Source organism: Paraclostridium bifermentans, from assembly GCF_964259345.1.
Lineage (GTDB): Bacteria > Bacillota > Clostridia > Peptostreptococcales > Peptostreptococcaceae > Paraclostridium > Paraclostridium bifermentans_B.
Genome location: NZ_CAXVJR010000003.1, coordinates 322,102 through 340,326 on the forward strand (window position 1 = coordinate 322,102; position 18,225 = coordinate 340,326).

Consider the following 18,225-nt stretch of genomic DNA (forward strand, 5'->3'; position numbering starts at 1 on the left):
TGTGGAAAATATATAAAAATTTCATGAATTATATATGAAATATTTAGATTATATTATTATAAAACCAAGTCATATTCTGAAGTATCAGTAACAACTATTTTAGCTTCTACACCAGCGTCTATATCAGAACCATAAGGTGCAAATATATTTTTACTAACAATAGTATCCATAACATTTTTTATATCAGCTTCTGTTATATTTTCTCTAGGATCATCAACTGATATAGACATCTTTCTACCAACCTTAGTCATAAAAGTCATAAGTAATTTCTTTTTAGTTTCCATAATAAAGCCTCCTTTTTAATTTTTAAATTAGTTAAATATAGTATTATCTTGCTTTAAAACTTCAAGTGAAGAATGGATTTGCAAACCTATTAAAGCATTTGCAACATCTAGTACATCTTGAGTAGCCGCATCATGCTTTAGTTTAGAGTAAGTACGAGATTTTGTTATAGTTTTTCCTTCCTCATTAAGACCACAGTCAAACTTGATTTTTAAAGCAGATGGATTATTAGTTTCATAAACAGCCATAAAAAAGTACCTCCTTAAATTTTTTAAGAGATGTTTCTCTTATTAACTAAATTGTATAAAAAGGAAAAGTTATAAGATATTAAAGAAGTTTAGAAAATTAATTAAACAATATTAGCGTATATAAAAGTACAGTACAATTTATTGCACTAAAGTAGTGCCTTAATTTTGACTTTTGTGCAATAATTATAATATGTATAATGAAATCAAGAAGGGGATACAAAAGATGCAACTCAACAAAAGGCTACAAAAAATTTTAGACATACTACTAAATGATGATTACATAAAACTTGAAAAAATAATGAAATCATTAAATGTGTCTAAAAGAACAGCATACTATGATATCTCTAAAATAAATGAATACTTACAAAAAAGTGGACTAGAAATTCACAACATAAGAAGCTTAGGATATCACATAAACCCAAGTGACAAAGATGAAATTAGAAAACTATTAAAATACTCAGATGATGATTATATACTATCGCCACAAGAAAGAAGTATAAAAATAATGATAGATTTACTAATGGGATTGTCAAAATCAACTATAGAAAAATACTGTGACATGCTATATGTAAGTAGAAACACTATTTTAGGAGATATAAAAGAAGTAAAAAAATATATAAAAAAATATAACTTAAAACTAAATACCCAAGGTGGATATGAATTAGAAGGAAAAGAAAAAGAAAAAAGATATCTATTTATAAATCTATATAATGATTATGGATATTTATTTAATGAATATAAGCAAATTGAAGAATACAAAATCATTAAAGCAGAACTTGAAAAACTAAACCTAGACATTTTAAAAAATGCTAACATAACATATATCCTAATGTATCTAAGTATTTTTTATAAATACTACTATAAGAAAAACATGGACTGCTTTTACGAAGAAGATCTTCAATTTCTAAAAAACCTACCTTCTAACCAAGAAGCCAAGGAATTATTAAGTATCATAAAAAATACTATGAAAAAAGACATAGACGATATAGAAACTTACTACATACAAACTTTTTTAGTAAGTGACAGTGATATTAGAAAATATTTCAAAAACCAAACACCAAAAGCTAATTACAATCATGCAGTGAAGCTAATGGTAAAAGAATTTGAAAAAATATCATGTATATCAATTGATGATTATGAAACCTTAGAAAAAGATATACTTAATCATCTAATGCCTTCACTTTTTAGGACAAGGTATGGAGTCTATTATCCTAACATAGTAAAAAATGAAATAAAGCAAAAATATAAATCTGTATATCAATTTACTAAGCAAGCTATAAAACATGTAGATAACTTGTTAGATACATTTTTAAATGAAGATGAAATTGCATATGTAGCAATGTATTTTGGAGGATATACATCCAAGATGGGGGTTGAAATAAAAACCCCTAAAATAGTTATAGTATGTAACTTTGGTATGGCAACTTCTCAACTTTTAAAAAATCAAATAGAAGAATTGTTTGATCTTATTGAAATAGAAGATGTATTGTCTTTGGAAAACTTTAAAAAATATGATAAGTATTATGACTTTGCAATAAGTACAGTAGATATTGATAAAGATCCATCTAAATTTATAAAAGTAAGTCCTGTACTTACAGATTTGGATAAGAAAAACTTGGTATCTCAAATATCAAATGCACAGTCAACTTTTAACAAAGAACAAGAAATGATAGATAAAATTATGAGAAGTGTTGAAAGACATGCAACTATTTCTGACAAAGAAAAATTAAGAGAAGAAATAAAAACTATAATGATTAATAGTAGAGAAAAGTCAAAGCTTAATAAAGCTACATTAAAAGAACTTTTATATGAAGAAACTATAAGTTTAAATCAAGAGGCTAAAGATTGGAAAGAAGCTATAGATATATCTTGTGAAAATCTTGTGAAACTTGGATATATTAATAAGACCTATGTAAACGCTTGTATAGAAAATGTAGCACAATTAGGACCATATACAGTTATAGCTGAAAAGGTTGCTATGCCTCATGCTAATCCTGAAAATGGAGTTAATACTTTAGGAATGAGTATTACTACTTTTAAAAATGAAATTAAGTTTTCTGATAATGAAAAACATAATGTAAGTATGATAGTAACTCTAGCTCCTAAAGATAAGCAGTCACATATAAAAGCTCTTGCTTGTTTAACGCAGATGCTTAGAGATAAAGATAATATAGAAACAATTATAAATACAGATGATAAAAATGTAGTTTTAAAGTTAATAGATAAATATTCAAGGTAAACAGTAGTAAGGGGGAGTAGTATGATAGTTAAAATTGTTGACAAGGTAGATGATTATAAAAAGGCTATCGAAATGTCATGCAATATTTTAGAAGATAGGGGTTCTATAGAGAAATCTTATTTTGATGCAATAATGAAAAAGATAGATGATTATGGAGCTTACTTTTGTATAGCACCAAAGCTTGCAATGCCACATGCAAGACCAGAAGATGGTGCGATAAAAACTGATTTATGTGTTTTAAAGTTAAATGAGCCAGTAGATTTTTTAGGAAAAGAGACAAGTTTATTTTTAACTTTAAGTTCAATAGATAATAATTCACATTTAGCACTTATGCAAAAAGTAGCTAGTATATGTATGGATGAATGTAAATTAAATAAAATACTAAATTCTAATAAAGAAGAAGAGATTATGGAGGTAATGTAATATGAAAAGAATAATGGCAGTTTGTGGATCAGGATTAGGGTCAAGTTTTATGGTAGAGATGAATGTAAATGAGATATTAGGAGAACTTGGGTTAAGTGGATATGAGGTTTCTCATAGTTCTTTAGCAGATGCTACACCAGAGCAAGCAGATATATTTATCACTGCTAGTGATTTAGAGGCTAGTGCTTCTCATTTACCAAATTTAATTACTTTAGATGCTTTATTTGATAAGGATGAGTTAAAAGGTAAGTTACAAGCAGCCTTAAATATATAGTTTGCTGAGTTTGGGCGAGGGCGGTTATATATAAGTATATATAACCACCCTTCGCCTCTTAGCAAAGTAGTGGGAAGAGAGAAGAGAAAAAAGGAGGGATTTGTGATGAACGGTTTTTTAAAGGTTATTGTGGATTTTATGTCAGAACCGTCTGTTCTGATTGGTATTATAGTTATCGTTGGTTTGGTTCTTCAGAAGAAACCTATAGAGGATGTTATTAAGGGTACTATTAAGGCTATGGTTGGGTTTGTTGTTATTGCAGCCGCTGCTGGGGTTATTGTTGGTTCTCTTGAGCCTTTTGGTAAGATGTTTGAGTATGGGTTTAAGGTGAGTGGGGTTATTCCTAATAATGAGGCTGTTGTTGCTATGGCTATGGATGAGTATGGTACTTATACGGCTCTTATTATGACTTTCGGTATGATTATGAATATCCTTATTGCGAGATTTACTAAGTTTAAGTATATATTCTTAACTGGTCATCATACTTTGTTTATGGCTTGTATGATCGCTGTTATTTTAGTTTCAAGTGGTATGAGTGGCGCTCATTTAGTGTTTACAGGTTCACTTGCATTAGGGCTTATAATGGTTATTTCTCCTGCTATATGCCAACCTTTTATGAAGGGAATTACTAAGAATGATTCGGTTGCTTTAGGTCATTTTTCTTCAGTAGGTTATTTTTTAGCAGCAGGTGTTGGTAAGGTTGTAGGTAAAGGGTCTAAGTCTACTGAGGAGATGAAGGTTCCTAAGTCTTTAAGTTTCTTAAGAGATTCAGCAGTTTCAATTTCTATAACTATGTTAGTTTTATATATTGTGGTTGCGTTAGTTGCAGGTCCTGAGTATGTGGAGAAAAATTTATCAGATGGTAAGAACTTTATAGTTTATGCTATGATACAAGCTTTAACTTTCGCAGCAGGTTTTATATTAATCCAAAATGGTGTTAGATTAGTTTTAAATGAGATAGTTCCTGCGTTTAAGGGAATTGCAACTAAGTTAGTTCCAAATTCAAAGCCAGCATTAGATTGTCCTATAGTTTTCCCATATGCACCAAATGCAGTGCTTATAGGTTTTTTAAGTTCATTTATAGGTGGTATAGCATCTATGTTAGTGTTAGGTGTTTTAGGGCTTACAATAATAATACCAGGGGTTGTTCCTCATTTCTTTACAGGAGCAGCATCAGCAGTGTTTGGTAATTCAACTGGAGGTAGAAGAGGTGCTATAATAGGTTCATTTATAAATGGAGTTGTTATATCATTACTACCAGTAGCGTTACTTCCTGTACTTGGTAATTTAGGAATAGCTAATTCTACTTTCTCTGATGGGGATTTCGGAGTAGTTGGAATATTCTTAGGTAAGGTACAACAGTTTGTAGGTGGATACGGACTTACAGCAGTACTTTTAGGAATATTAGTAGTATTAGTTGCTATGAGTTTTGATTTTAAGAAAAATAAAGAGGAAGTTAGTGAAGCGGCTTAATAAAAAAAGTGCATTCTAATATTAGAATGCACTTTTCTTTTTAAAAAACTGTTTTAATACGTAATGTGAAACTTAGAATGTTTTTTAATTAAAATGTATTTTAAGATTAATTAAAAGTATATTACTACATGTATATGTAATGTATGTGAAATGTTAGATGTTTAATTAAAATTATAAAGTTTATAAATAATTTAGTATACTTTCTCGTTTATTAGAATCTCTTCCTATCGTATCTTTAGAATGAATCATAGAACTTAAAATAGATTCCTCAACAGATTCTACCAAAGCTCTAAATATAGTATCTATTTTATTTTCATTTATACAACCAATATTTATTAAATCATTTTCTTCATAGTGTTTTATTTTATTAGCGGTAGTAAAGGCTATAGATATATCTCCACTTCCATTACCTAAAAAAGATCCTGTTCTTCCAAGGGATATACTAGCTCTTTTAGAAACTCTTTTAAGTTGTCTTTCGCTTAAAGGTATATCTGTAGCGATAATAATTATTATAGAGCCTTTTTCAAGAAGTTCATTTTCTTTTATTTTTATTTCTTTACCAAGTTTTCTACCATCAACTATCAAATCAGGTTTAAGTCCAAAGTTAGATAAAACTAATGAACCTATTGTATATTCTTTATTATCTAAAGGTATAACTCTAGAAGAAGAACCTATACCACCTTTAAGTTGATAGCAGCTCATTCCAGTTCCTGCTCCAACAGAACCTTCTTCAAAGATATCGCTAGCATTTTCTATAGCTTCAAATACATGCTCTTCTTTAACGTGAAGACCTCTTATATCATTTAAAAATCCATCGTTACACTCAACAACAGTACAGTTTACAGTTCCTGTAGTAGTACCTATATCTTCATTTTGAGATAACATATATTTTATAAGTCCAGTTGTACAAGTTCCTACGCTTAAGGTGTTGGTCATTATAATCGGAGTTTCTATATTACCAAGTTCTTCTATTTGAACAAGGCCAATGCTTTTTCCAAAGCCATTTATAACAGTAGAAGATGCCATAACTTTTTCTTTGAAAATATTTTCTTCATGAGGAAGTATAGCTGTTACTCCTGTTTTAATTTTTCCATTATCTAAAGTAACATGACCAACAGCTACACCAGGAACATCAGTTATTAAGTTTTTAATTCCTTTTTTAGTATTTCCTATGTTTATATTAAATTTTTTATCTATACCCATGATAAATTCTCCCCCTTTTAAAATATATACTTTAAATGGTATACAATTTACTTGCTAAATTGAAGTAAAATTCATTAAATGGTTAAAAATAAAGAAGTGCATTTTAAATATAGAACTATATTCATATAAGTTTTTGAATATAAATGTTGGAAATACATAAAAATTGTGCTACTATATTAATATGTTCAAAAAATGAACAAGAGGAGGGGCTTATGAAAGAATACAAAATATTAAAATATATAAGTGAAAATAAAAACATAACTCAAAGAGATATAAGTAAAAATACAGGGTTATCTATAGGAAATGTTAATTCAATAATAAAGAAAATGGAAAAAGAAGAACTGATAGAAATTGTAAAAAATTCAAGTAAACAAGAATATAGACTAACTAAAATAGGATTTGAAGAATTAGAAAAACATATAAAAGAAAACAAGTTAGAAAAAATATCTATACATAATGATGAAAATAAAAAAATAAAACAAGCTGTAATACTAGCAGCGGGTGAAAAGAAGATATTTGAAAAACCAGTAGCTTTCTTAGATTTAGAAGATGGAAAGATAATAGATAGATTTATAAATATATTAAATTTAAACGGAATAGAAAAAATAGTTATAGTAACAGGATATAAAAGTGAATACTTTGAAAAATATGCAAAAGATAAAAACATAGTACTTGTGAAAAATGATAAGTATAAATGGACTGGAACAATGAACTCTCTAGCTAGGGTAAAAGATGTTATAGATGATGATTTTATATTACTTGAAAATGACATGATATTTGAAGAAAGAGCGATAGAACAAATATTAAAAGATAAAAATAGAGATTGTATGATTATAACTAGTGAAAGTGGATCTGGAGATGAAGCATTAGTAGAAATAAGAGATGGATATATTTATAAAATGGCGAAAGATATTCATCAATTTAATAAGATAGATGGTGAAATGATAGGTATAAGTAAAATATCTTATGAAGTCTTTAATAAAATGTTAGATTTATTTAAAGACAATAAAAATCCATATTTAAATTATGAATATGCATTAATGGATATCGCAAGAGATTATAAAATCGGATATATAAAACCAGATAACTTAGTTTGGACAGAAATAGATGATAAAGATCATTATGAAAGAGCAATAAAGTATGTATATCCGAAATTAAAAAGAAAAGAGCAAGAAATAAAAGTTAATAATATAAAGAATCTTTTATCTAAGGCGCTTAATATAAGTAGTGAAGATATTAATACAGTAGAACCTGTTGGGGGTATGACAAATAAAAACTTTAAGGTTAATATGAACAATGAAGACTATATATTAAGAATACCAGGTAGTGGAACTGAAGAAATGATAAGTAGATACAGTGAAAGAAATAATAGTTTAGTAGCTAACAAATTGAATCTAGATACGGATATTTTATATTTTGATGAAGAAACTGGAGTAAAACTAGCTAAGTATATAAATAATGCGGAAACAATAACTCCTCAAAGTGCAAAAAGAGAAAGTAATATGATAGAAATTACTGATATATTAAGAAAGCTTCATACATCTGACTCTATGTTTGTAAACAAATTTGATGTATTTGAAAAAATAGAAGAATATGAAGAACTATTAAAAGAAGCAAATGGAAGTAATTTTAAAGATTATGATGATACAAAGAAAAAAGTACTAAGCTTAAAAAATATACTTAATGATATTGGAATTGAAAATGTAGCTTGTCATAATGATACTGTTCCAGAAAACTTTGTAAAAGATGATGAAAGAATATACTTAATAGACTGGGAATATTCAGGAATGAACGATCCTATGTGGGATTTAGCGGCACATGCATTAGAGTGTGAGTTTAGCGAAGATGAAGAAGAATTATTCTTGAATTTATATTTTAATAATAATGTAGAAGAAAAATATAGAACAAAAATTCTTATATATAAAATTTGTCAGGACTTCTTATGGAGTATATGGACAAATATAAAGGAAGCAAAAGGCGACAATTTTGGAACTTATGGAGAAGATAGATACAATAGAGCAAAAGAGAATTTGAAAAAAATATAAAATAGTATGGGAGAGTAAGTATGGTTAATAAAAATACAGGTTTGTTTTCAGGCGTAATGTCGGGAGCTTTATGGGGATTAGATACGGCTTTAACAGGTATAATCCTTAGTAGTAGTCCGTTTATAGAAACACCAAAAGCAATATTATTAGCACCGTTTGTCAGTGCATTTTTACATGATATGTTCTCTAGTTTATGGATGTTTTTATATATGATAGTAACAAAGCAGTTAAAACAAGTTATAAAAGCACTAAAAACAAGAAGTGGAAAATATATTTGTATAGCGGCCTTATTTGGGGGACCAATAGGAATGGCATCCTATTTATTAGCCATAAAGTATATAGGAGCAGGATACACTGCTAGTATATCTGCTATATATCCTGCAGTAGGCGCATTCTGGGCATATCTGTTTTTAAAAGAAAAATTAAGCAAAAGAGCTTTTTTAGGACTTATAATTAGTATTACGTCAGTAATAATACTAGGATACTCTCCTGATAAAATAGAAAATAGTAATTATTTATTAGGATTTGGTTTAGCTTTAGTATGTGTATTAGGATGGTCATTAGAAAGTGTTATATGTGCTTATGGAATGAAGGAAGATGAAGTTGGTCCAACTCAAGCACTACAAATAAGACAACTAGTATCGGCTTTATTTTATGGGATTATTATAATACCTATGATAGGTGGTATAGGATTATCTGGAGAAGCTATTACTTCTAATCTATCTATTTTAATATGTATTACAGCATTAGTAGGAACAGCATCTTATATATTTTATTATACAGCAATTGATTCAATAGGACCTGTTAAAGCAACAGGGTTAAATATAACTTATTGTATATGGGCTATAATATTTGATATAGTTATTTTAGGTAGTGATATTACATTAAAATTAATATTATGTAGTATTCTTATAATAATAGGATCTATCATGGTTTCTAAAAATTAATTTTATTAAAGGAGTATATTTATGAGAGCAATACTTTTAGCAGCAGGAATGGGGACAAGATTAAGACCTTTAACTCTAACAACACCAAAGTCTTTAGTAGAAGTTAATGGACGTCCAATGCTAGAGAAACAAGTTGAATTTTTAAATGAAATAGGTGTTAATGAAATAATAGTTGTAACTGGATATTTAAATGAAAAATTTGAATATCTTAAAGAAAAATATGGAGTTAAACTTATTCATAATGATAAGTTTGATATATATAATAATATATATACTATGTATTTAGTTAGAGAATATTTAGGCGATAGTTATGTAATAGATGCAGATGTTTATTTACATAAAAACTTCTTAGATAAAAATATAGAAAAATCTACGTATTTTAGTGGATATAAAACAGGATTTAAAAATGAATGGAAATTATTATTTGATGAAAATAATAAAGTTAATGATATAGTAGTATCGGATGGAGAAGGATATATTTTATCAGGAATATCATATTGGAGTAAAGATGATGCTATAACTATAGTTAAAGAATTAGAAAAATGTGTAGAAGATGGGAATTTTAAAGATTTATACTGGGATGATATTGTGAAAGATAACTTAGATAAACTAGATGTTTATGTAAATAAAATAGGTGATAAGGATTCCTTTGAAATAGATTCTCTAGAAGATTTAGATAAATTAAATGACTTATTAAAAGACATGATGTAATAAATTAAAAATTAAATCAATGGTATAAATGATGTTATAAAAAGTAAAAAAATAACTGTATCTATATAGATACAGTTATTTTTTTATGAAATATATTAGGATCAATAGATTGTGATTAGTCATAAAATGTTTATGAAAATGTACTAAGTTATGGTAGACGTGATATAAATAACTTTTAAATAATTACTTTTCTAACTATTCTTAAAATAAATAATTTATAAAAAAAAATATTTTAAATAAAAATAATTTGATTTGATCCAGGATTCAATATATACTATTAGCATGTGAACAAAATAACATTAAATTAAAAAGCAATAAAGTATAAAAGAGGGGATTTGTTTATATGGAGAATTTCAGGAAACACTTAGTTTTAAAAAGATTACGAGGAATAATGGTCATATCTATAATAAGCATAATTTTTATAACAGTAGTAAGAACAAATCTATATTCTGAAATAAAAGAAACAATAGAAGGAATAAATAAACAAATATCTGACAAAATTTCAAATGACATAAAAACTAATATAGAAAAACTAGATTATATAAATGAATATATAAATTATAATTTTAATAAAGAAAAAGATAGTTATGATGAAGAAGAATTTCTAAGTGATATAAACAATATAAATAAAGGTAGTTTATTTAAATATATAGGAGTAGTAAATAAGGATGGATACTTAAGTATTGGAAACAATAAACAAGTATATGTAGGAGATAGAGAATATTTCAAAAAAGCTATTAATGGAGAATATTATATAAGTAAAATAGATGAAAATAGGTTAAACCTTGAAGAAGATATCGTGTATTCAAGACCTTTGATTATAGATAACAATGTACAAGGTGCAATAATAGGGTTTGAAAGCAAACAGAAACTACAAAATAACCTTATTAATAATGTATTCTCAGGGAATATAAATGTAGATGTTTTTGACAATGAAGGAAATGTCGTATTAGAATCAAAAGGCTTAGAAAAAATATACAGAGAATATATAGATAAAGAAAATATAGAAAATGATTCTCATAATGTTCAGATTTTTAAAGTGGAAAAAGAACCATACATAACAGTATATGATGAAATAAATGATAGTAATTGGTATGTAGTATCAGCAGCTCCATTAAATGAAGTGTTTAAAGGAACTCAAAAGGCTATACAGATATTTAATATAGCGATATTATTAATTTTAATATTATATGTAATTATAGCATCAATAAAAGATATAAGAGAAAGAAAAAAATTAAAAACTATGAGTGAAATAGATAATTTAACTAATCTTAGAAACTTATCTAAATTTAAAAAAGATTGCAAAGAAATTATTTCTAAAAAGGCTAAAGATGAAAATTATGTAGTTTTAGTATTTGATATTAAAAACTTTAACATAATAAATGATATGTTAGGTCATGATAACGGAGATAAGGTATTACAAGACATAGCTGATAACATAAGAGATATAGAATTTGAAAATATAAGTGGAAGAATAGGAGAAGATATATTTACACTATTCTTTAAAGAAAAGTGCAAAAACGATTTAGATGAAAAAGTAAGATATTTAAATAAGTATATTGTAAAATATAGATGTATTGAAAGTAATTTAGAAATAAGATTAAACATAGGTGTATTTGAGTTAAAAGGTGAGGATAATGAAATAGGAAAAGCTATCGAAAATGCAAATGCAGCTAGATTAGAATCTAAATTAAACAGTGATTATTCATATTATTTATATGATGATAAATTGGCATGTAAAATAAAACAAAAAATCATTGTGGAAAAAGATTTGAAAAATGCAATAAAAAATAATGAAATACAATTAGTATATCAACCTAAAGTTAGTTTAGAAAACAAAAAAATTGTTTCAGCAGAGGCTTTAATAAGATGGAAACATGAAAAGTTTGGATATATTTCTCCAGCTATATTTATACCAATAGCAGAAAAAAATGGAGATATAAATTTAATTGGTAGATGGGTAATTGAAGAAGTTTGTAAAGAAATAAAATTATGTATAGAAACTAATGAAAAGATAGTACCAATTTCAGTAAATCTTTCGAAGGAAGAATTATATCAAACAGATATTTCTAATTTTATAAAAGAAACTATAGAGAAATATGATATACCAGCACAATTATTAGAAATTGAAGTCACAGAAACATCAGCATTAAATGATGTAGAACATATAAATAAAGTTATAAAAGAAATAAAAAACTTTGGAGTGAAAATATCTATGGATGACTTTGGCACAGGGACATCTACTTTATGTAATTTAAAAACCATAGAAATAGATACTTTAAAAATAGATAGAAGTATGTCAACAGATTTAGAAACTAATAAAAAAACAAAATCACTTTTAAAAGCTATAATAAATTTAGCAAAAGAGTATAATTTTGATGTTGTATGTGAAGGAATTGAAAATACAAATCAAGTTGAAATTTTAGAACTTTTAAATTGTGATATGATACAAGGATATGTATATTACAAACCGCTGGAATTAAAGGAGTTTAAAAAAATTCTTAAGGAAAATTAAATAAAGTTAAAGGGCTATATCAAAATAATAAAATTAATTTTGATATAGCCCTTTTTACGCTTAAGGAATGTATGTTCAACGAATATCTTTTGATAACTTATAGAGTATAGTTATATCAACATCTTGCTGAAAGTAAAAAAGGATATTTTTAAAAAAATTTTAAATAAGATAAGACTTATGATTTGGGGATTAAAATTTATAGGGATTTTTTGAATAAAAAAATATTACTATCAAAAAATAGATTTGTACAATTAAAATTATGTAGGGGAAAAGAGGACTTATTTTATGAAAATATTTGAACGGAAATTAGTAAAAGAAAGAGTCAGAGGAATAATGTTCATTTCTATAATAAGTATGGTATTTTTAATAACTATAGCTATAAATTTATATTCAGAATCAGAAAAGACTGTTATAGAAGTAAATAATCAATTTGCAAATAAGGTATCGCTAGATTTGGAAAATAACATGGAAAAGCTATACTATGTAAATAGATATATAGAGGATATGAAAAATTTATATAAAGATGATTATAATGAAGACAAAGAGCTTAGTCATATAAATAAAGTTAGTAATAATAGCTTATTTAGCTATATAGGAGTAGTAAGCAAAGATGGATATTTAAATATAGGTAGCGGTGAAAAAATATATGTTGGAGATAGAAATTACTTTAAAAAATCAATTAAAGGAAACAAGTTTGTAAGTGATATAGTAGAAGGTAGATTGAAAACTGAGCAAAATATAGTATATTCAAGACCTCTGATTATAGACAATAAAATAGAAGGGGTAATAGTAGGACTTGAGAATGAGAAAATTTTACAAAAAAGCTTAGTAAACAATATATTTTCAGATAAGATAAAAGTAGATATTGTAAATGAAGATGGAGAAATTGTTATAGCATCTAAGGGAGAAGAAAAATTATATAGTGAAGATATCGACCAAATAATAGTTAAATATAAAGATGATAAAATAGCTAAATTTCACGAGGGTGGAAAAAACTATACTATGGCATATAAAAAAATTGAAAATACTAATTTATATGCGGTATCAGTAGCACCTCTTAGAGAAGTTTTTTTAGGAACTCAAAACACGATAGCTATAGCTATTGTAGGCATAATACTTATATTAATTTCATATGCAATTTTAGCTACTAATAAAGATATAAAAAAAGCTAGAGAGATAAAAGAGACTAGTGAGATTGATACACTTACAAAGCTAAGAAATTTAGTGAAATTCAAATTGGATTGCAAAGAAATAATTTCTAAAAAGAAAGAGGAAGATACATATATTCTAACTACATTTGATATCAAAAACTTCAAGTTAATAAATGAATTATTTGGATATGACAGTGGAGATGAGTTATTAAAATTAGTTGCAAATAATATATTAACAATAGATTTTGAAAATGTAAGTGCAAGGATAGGAGAAGATATATTTACTGTACTTTTTAAGTTGAAAAATAATGAAGAACTTGATGAAAAAATAAATTATCTAATTAATCATATAACTAAATACAATTATACTAAAAACAAAATAGATCTAAGGATAAATATGGGAATATTTAAATTAGAGAATAAAGTTCATATAGGAAAAGCAATTGATAATGCAAATTCAGCAAGAATGGAAGCTAAAAAAATTTGTAGTAAAAATTCATCTTATTATTTATACAATTGTGAACTTGGATATAAAATTCATCAAAAACTTATAGTAGAAAGAGATCTAAAAGATGCGCTTAAAAATGATGAAATCAGTGTGGTATATCAACCAAAAGTAAATTTAAAAACAGAAAAAATAGTTTCTGCAGAAGCGTTAATACGATGGAAACATAAAGATGTTGGATATATTCCCCCGGATATATTTATCTCTATAGCAGAAAAAAATGGAGATATACATCTAATTGGAAAATGGGTAGTAGAAAAAGTTTGTAGTGAAATTAAAAAGTGCAATGAAAATAATGAAAGGATAGTTCCTATTTCAATCAATCTTTCAAGAGAGGAATTATATCAAACAGACTTAACTGATTATATAGTAAAAACTATAAATAAATATGAAATTAATCCTAATTTATTAGAATTTGAAATAACAGAAACAGCAGCTTTAAATGATATTGAGTTTATAAATGAAAAGATAAAAGAGATTAGAGCGTTTGGAGTTAAAATATCTATGGATGATTTTGGAACAGGAATGTCTACTTTATGTAACTTAAAAAAATTAGATATAGATACATTGAAAATAGATAGGAGTATGGCTATAGATGTTGAGACCAATGAAAGAACTAGGGCTTTATTAAAATCTATAATTAATTTAGCGAAAGAATATAATACTGATGTAGTATGCGAAGGTATTGAAAATGTAAAACAAGTAGAAATATTAAAAAGTTTTAATTGTGATATGATACAAGGTTATGTATATTATAAGCCGCTTAATATTGAAATTTTAAAAAAATACTTATTTTAGTGCTAAAATAAATGATTTTAATCCATTTTATGGAAAAATAAAATATAAAGTTGTATAATTAATTTGTTATAATTTTCATACGCAAAAGTTTTGCGTATACATCTTTAAGCGCTCTTACTCCATAGAGCGCTCTTTTTTTACACAAAAATATACCCACAAAATTCAACAAAATAAAATGAAATTTTGCTAAATAAAAAATATTAATATTGAAAAATTATCATATAAGTATTAAAATGATGTTGTACTTTCAATTTGAATTTTAGTAGTAATTAACTTTTTTTAATAAAAAAGAAAACGTTTCTAAAATTAGATTTATTTTTAAGTACAATTAGAGTAAAGTCAGTTATAACTAAAAGCGCCAGGACTTAGATATATCTAAGTAGACGAGGACAGAGTTAATCGAATTATCGGCGGATGCTCTGCGGTGTGTTTACCATCGAAGAATTTCTTGAAAAAATAAAAGTGATTTTATGAACAAAGGGAAATTTAAGTAAATTTTGACTAAGCTCTAAAAATATAAAATTTAATAATATTTTTAGGAGGACATGAATATGTGCGGAATAGTAGGTTATTTAGGAAAGAGACAAGCAACGGAAGTTCTTATAGAAGGATTATCTAAGCTAGAGTACAGAGGTTATGACTCAGCAGGGGTTGCTGTAAACACAGGAAACGAATTAGAGATAAGAAAGGCTAAAGGGAAGCTTGCTATTCTAGAAGGAGAACTAGAGAAAAATCCTATATCAGGGGGACTTGGAATCGGACACACTAGATGGGCTACACATGGGGAGCCATCAAATATAAACTCACACCCTCACTTTAACAGTGATGAAACTATAGCTGTAGTTCACAACGGGATAATAGAGAACTACATGGAGATAAAAGAAGAGTTACAAAAAGAAGGGGTTAAGTTTATATCACAAACAGATACAGAAGTTATAGCTCACTTAGTAGATAAGTATTACGAAGGAAACTTATTAGAAGCTGTTTATAAAACAACTGAAAGATTAAGAGGAGCTTATGCACTTGGTGTTATATGCAAAGATAACAACAATGAATTAGTAGCTGTTAGAAAAGACAGTCCATTAATAGTTGGACTTGGAGAAGGAGAAAACTTTGTAGCATCAGATATACCTGCAATATTAAAATATACAAGAAACGTTTATTTCTTAGAAAATGATGAGTATGTACATATAGTAGGAGATAAAGTAGAAGTATTAAATAAAGATAAAGAAGTCGTTAACAAAAAAGTAAATGAAATAACTTGGGATGTAGAAGCTGCATCTAAAGGTGGATATGATTACTTCATGCTAAAAGAAATCCATGAACAACCAAATGGAGTAAAAGAGACTTTAGAAAGAAGATTAAATGAAGATGGACAAATTCATTTAGATGATATAAAAATAACTAAAGAAGATTTAGAAAAAATAAATAGGGTGTACATTGTAGCATGTGGAACTGCATATCATGCAGGACTTATAGGTAAATATGCAATAGAAAAATTTGCAAAAATACCAGTTATAACTGATATAGCATCTGAATTTAGATACAACGATCCGTTTATAGATGAAAATACATTATTAATAATAGCTAGTCAATCGGGAGAAACTGCAGATACACTAGCAGCTTTAAGAGAAGCAAAATCAAAAGGAGCTAGAGTATTATCTATAACTAATGTTGTAGGTTCATCAATAGCAAGAGAATCTCATGATGTATTTTATACTTGGGCAGGACCTGAAGTAGCAGTAGCATCAACTAAAGCATATACTACACAACTTATAGCATTTTACATGATCGCACTAGATTTTGCTATGAAGAAAAATAGTATAACTAAAGAGTACTACTTTAATACAGTAGAAAAATTAAAAGAAATGCCAGAAAAAATAGAATCAATATTTAAAGATGATAGTCATATATTAAATATAGCTAAGCATCTAGAAAATACTAAAGATATATTCTATTTAGGAAGAGGTCTAGATTATTCAACAGCAATAGAAGGGGCACTAAAAATAAAAGAAATAGCATATGTACATGCAGAAGCATTTGCAGCAGGAGAATTAAAGCATGGAACAATAGCTTTAATAGACAAAGGAACTCCGGTAGTTGCAATAGCTACTCAAGGAGCTTTATTTGAAAAGATGGTTTCAAATATACAAGAAGTTAAAGCAAGAGGAGCATATGTTATAGCTATAACTCAAAACCATAATGATGAAGTTGAAAAAGCAGCAGATGAGGTTATATATATACCAGAGGCTGATGATATACTAGTTAGTATATTAAGTGTTGTACCACTTCAATTATTAGCTTACTATGTTGCTAAGCTAAGAGGCTGTGACGTAGATAAACCAAGAAACTTAGCGAAATCAGTTACAGTTGAATAATTAAAAATAAGGAGCTGTCTATTTATAGACAGCTCTTTCTTACTATATAGATGTTAATATTTTTTTAACAATAATCATGTAATTTCTACAAAAAGCTACAAATTATACATATAATTTCCATACAACGTGAAAAAAGTTGTATTAATTAAAAATTACCCCTTTGATAAACTTAAATTAACAAAATGATAAAACTTATTAGGGGTGAATGCAAATGAAAAAATCATGGTTAGATTTAGAAAATAAAACAGTAATAGTAACAGGTGGAGCTTCAGGCATAGGGAAAGCGGTATCGCAAGAGTTTTTAAATCTTGGAGCTAACGTAGTAGTTTGTGATTTAAGCAAAGAAGAACCTAAATTTGAAATAAATGAAGACAGCGGAAAAATGCTATACCAAAGAATGGATGTAACAAGTAGAGAAGAAGTTACAGAGATGGTAAATAAAGCTAAGGAGACTTTTGGAAGTATAGATGTATTAGTAAACAATGCAGGAATAAACATACCTTGTTTACTAATAGATGATAAAGAAGAAGGTAGTAAATATGAATTAAATGAAGGTATATATACTAAAGTAGTAGATGTAAATATAAAAGGAGTTTACCTATGTGCTCAAATAGCAGGTAGAGAAATGGTTAAACAAGGTTCTGGAGTAATAATAAATATGTCATCAGAAAGTGGACTTGAAGGTTCTGAAGGACAAGGAATATATGCAGCGACTAAAAATGCAGTTAACTCATTAACTAGATCTTGGTCAAAAGAATTAGGTAAAAAAGGAGTAAGAGTTATAGGGGTGGCGCCAGGAATACTTGAAGCGACAGGACTTAGAACTCTAGCTTACGAAGAAGCTTTATCATACACAAGAGGAATAACAATAGACGATTTAAGAGCAGGTTACAGCAAAACATCAACAACACCATTAGGAAGATCAGGAAAACTATCAGAGGTAGCCAACTTAGTTTGTTTCTTAGCCTCTAAAAGATCAGATTATGTTCATGGTGTAACTATAAACATAGCTGGTGGAAAAACAAGAGGATAA

The 18,225-nt window shown here is 27.2% G+C and carries 14 protein-coding genes; 11 read left to right on the forward strand and 3 right to left on the reverse strand.

Annotation, left to right across the window (positions count from 1 at the left end; translation table 11 throughout):
- Nucleotides 1-56 precede the first annotated feature (56 nt).
- Both ACEXNK_RS07880 and ACEXNK_RS07885 read right to left on the reverse strand, forming a co-directional pair.
- Complete coding sequence (locus tag ACEXNK_RS07880) at nucleotides 57-284, reverse strand: DUF2922 domain-containing protein (protein WP_373598196.1); 228 nt, start codon at nucleotides 282-284, stop codon at nucleotides 57-59.
- 27 nt (nucleotides 285-311) lie between these two features.
- Nucleotides 312-530 (reverse strand): DUF1659 domain-containing protein, encoded by a 219-nt coding sequence (locus ACEXNK_RS07885; RefSeq protein WP_373598195.1) that lies wholly within the window; start codon nucleotides 528-530, stop codon nucleotides 312-314.
- Between the two features lie 223 nt (nucleotides 531-753).
- On the opposite strand from ACEXNK_RS07885, the gene ACEXNK_RS07890 reads away from it, so the two are divergent.
- The 4 genes from ACEXNK_RS07890 to ACEXNK_RS07905 all read left to right on the forward strand — a co-directional run bounded on the left by ACEXNK_RS07890 (nucleotide 754) and on the right by ACEXNK_RS07905 (nucleotide 4,939).
- On the forward strand, nucleotides 754-2,769 hold the full coding sequence (locus tag ACEXNK_RS07890; RefSeq protein WP_373598194.1) for a BglG family transcription antiterminator: 2,016 nt from the start codon (nucleotides 754-756) through the stop codon (nucleotides 2,767-2,769).
- Between the two features lie 21 nt (nucleotides 2,770-2,790).
- Complete coding sequence (locus ACEXNK_RS07895; RefSeq protein WP_373598193.1) at nucleotides 2,791-3,192, forward strand: PTS sugar transporter subunit IIA; 402 nt, start codon at nucleotides 2,791-2,793, stop codon at nucleotides 3,190-3,192.
- 1 nt (nucleotide 3,193) lies between these two features.
- On the forward strand, nucleotides 3,194-3,466 hold the full coding sequence (locus ACEXNK_RS07900) for a PTS sugar transporter subunit IIB (RefSeq protein WP_373598192.1): 273 nt from the start codon (nucleotides 3,194-3,196) through the stop codon (nucleotides 3,464-3,466).
- Nucleotides 3,467-3,571: 105 nt separating this feature from the next.
- Complete coding sequence (locus ACEXNK_RS07905; protein WP_373598191.1) at nucleotides 3,572-4,939, forward strand: PTS ascorbate transporter subunit IIC; 1,368 nt, start codon at nucleotides 3,572-3,574, stop codon at nucleotides 4,937-4,939.
- Between the two features lie 180 nt (nucleotides 4,940-5,119).
- Here ACEXNK_RS07905 and ACEXNK_RS07910 read toward each other — a convergent pair whose 3' ends face one another.
- A complete protein-coding gene (locus ACEXNK_RS07910; RefSeq protein ID WP_373598190.1) occupies nucleotides 5,120-6,142 on the reverse strand; it encodes a DmpA family aminopeptidase in 1,023 nt (340 codons plus the stop codon).
- A gap of 212 nt (nucleotides 6,143-6,354) precedes the next feature.
- Between ACEXNK_RS07910 and ACEXNK_RS07915 the strand changes: the two genes are divergently transcribed.
- The 7 genes from ACEXNK_RS07915 (at nucleotide 6,355) to ACEXNK_RS07945 (ending at nucleotide 18,225) form a co-directional block, all read left to right on the forward strand.
- Nucleotides 6,355-8,187, forward strand: a complete 1,833-nt coding sequence (locus ACEXNK_RS07915; protein WP_373598189.1) for a winged helix-turn-helix transcriptional regulator — start codon at nucleotides 6,355-6,357, stop codon at nucleotides 8,185-8,187.
- A gap of 20 nt (nucleotides 8,188-8,207) precedes the next feature.
- Nucleotides 8,208-9,134, forward strand: coding sequence for a DMT family transporter (locus ACEXNK_RS07920; RefSeq protein ID WP_373598188.1), 927 nt, complete (start codon nucleotides 8,208-8,210; stop codon nucleotides 9,132-9,134).
- 21 nt (nucleotides 9,135-9,155) lie between these two features.
- Entirely contained in the window at nucleotides 9,156-9,845 is a 690-nt protein-coding gene (locus tag ACEXNK_RS07925) for a sugar phosphate nucleotidyltransferase (protein WP_373598187.1), read from the forward strand.
- A 343-nt stretch (nucleotides 9,846-10,188) separates the two neighbouring features.
- Complete coding sequence (locus ACEXNK_RS07930; protein WP_373598186.1) at nucleotides 10,189-12,360, forward strand: bifunctional diguanylate cyclase/phosphodiesterase; 2,172 nt, start codon at nucleotides 10,189-10,191, stop codon at nucleotides 12,358-12,360.
- A 285-nt stretch (nucleotides 12,361-12,645) separates the two neighbouring features.
- Nucleotides 12,646-14,814 (forward strand): bifunctional diguanylate cyclase/phosphodiesterase, encoded by a 2,169-nt coding sequence (locus tag ACEXNK_RS07935; protein ID WP_373598185.1) that lies wholly within the window; start codon nucleotides 12,646-12,648, stop codon nucleotides 14,812-14,814.
- Between the two features lie 551 nt (nucleotides 14,815-15,365).
- Entirely contained in the window at nucleotides 15,366-17,192 is a 1,827-nt protein-coding gene (glmS, locus tag ACEXNK_RS07940; RefSeq protein WP_373598184.1) for a glutamine--fructose-6-phosphate transaminase (isomerizing), read from the forward strand.
- A gap of 211 nt (nucleotides 17,193-17,403) precedes the next feature.
- Nucleotides 17,404-18,225 (forward strand): SDR family oxidoreductase, encoded by an 822-nt coding sequence (locus ACEXNK_RS07945; RefSeq protein WP_373598183.1) that lies wholly within the window; start codon nucleotides 17,404-17,406, stop codon nucleotides 18,223-18,225.

Coding starts and splice junctions, on each gene's coding strand:
- ACEXNK_RS07895 (WP_373598193.1), top strand. CDS start 2,791: ATGATAGTTAAAATTGTTGACAAGGTAGATGATTATAAAAAGGCTATC.
- ACEXNK_RS07880 (WP_373598196.1), bottom strand. CDS start 284: ATGGAAACTAAAAAGAAATTACTTATGACTTTTATGACTAAGGTTGGT.
- ACEXNK_RS07930 (WP_373598186.1), top strand. CDS start 10,189: ATGGAGAATTTCAGGAAACACTTAGTTTTAAAAAGATTACGAGGAATA.
- ACEXNK_RS07925 (WP_373598187.1), top strand. CDS start 9,156: ATGAGAGCAATACTTTTAGCAGCAGGAATGGGGACAAGATTAAGACCT.
- ACEXNK_RS07935 (WP_373598185.1), top strand. CDS start 12,646: ATGAAAATATTTGAACGGAAATTAGTAAAAGAAAGAGTCAGAGGAATA.
- ACEXNK_RS07920 (WP_373598188.1), top strand. CDS start 8,208: ATGGTTAATAAAAATACAGGTTTGTTTTCAGGCGTAATGTCGGGAGCT.
- ACEXNK_RS07905 (WP_373598191.1), top strand. CDS start 3,572: ATGAACGGTTTTTTAAAGGTTATTGTGGATTTTATGTCAGAACCGTCT.
- glmS (WP_373598184.1), top strand. CDS start 15,366: ATGTGCGGAATAGTAGGTTATTTAGGAAAGAGACAAGCAACGGAAGTT.
- ACEXNK_RS07915 (WP_373598189.1), top strand. CDS start 6,355: ATGAAAGAATACAAAATATTAAAATATATAAGTGAAAATAAAAACATA.
- ACEXNK_RS07890 (WP_373598194.1), top strand. CDS start 754: ATGCAACTCAACAAAAGGCTACAAAAAATTTTAGACATACTACTAAAT.
- ACEXNK_RS07885 (WP_373598195.1), bottom strand. CDS start 530: ATGGCTGTTTATGAAACTAATAATCCATCTGCTTTAAAAATCAAGTTT.
- ACEXNK_RS07910 (WP_373598190.1), bottom strand. CDS start 6,142: ATGGGTATAGATAAAAAATTTAATATAAACATAGGAAATACTAAAAAA.
- ACEXNK_RS07900 (WP_373598192.1), top strand. CDS start 3,194: ATGAAAAGAATAATGGCAGTTTGTGGATCAGGATTAGGGTCAAGTTTT.
- ACEXNK_RS07945 (WP_373598183.1), top strand. CDS start 17,404: ATGAAAAAATCATGGTTAGATTTAGAAAATAAAACAGTAATAGTAACA.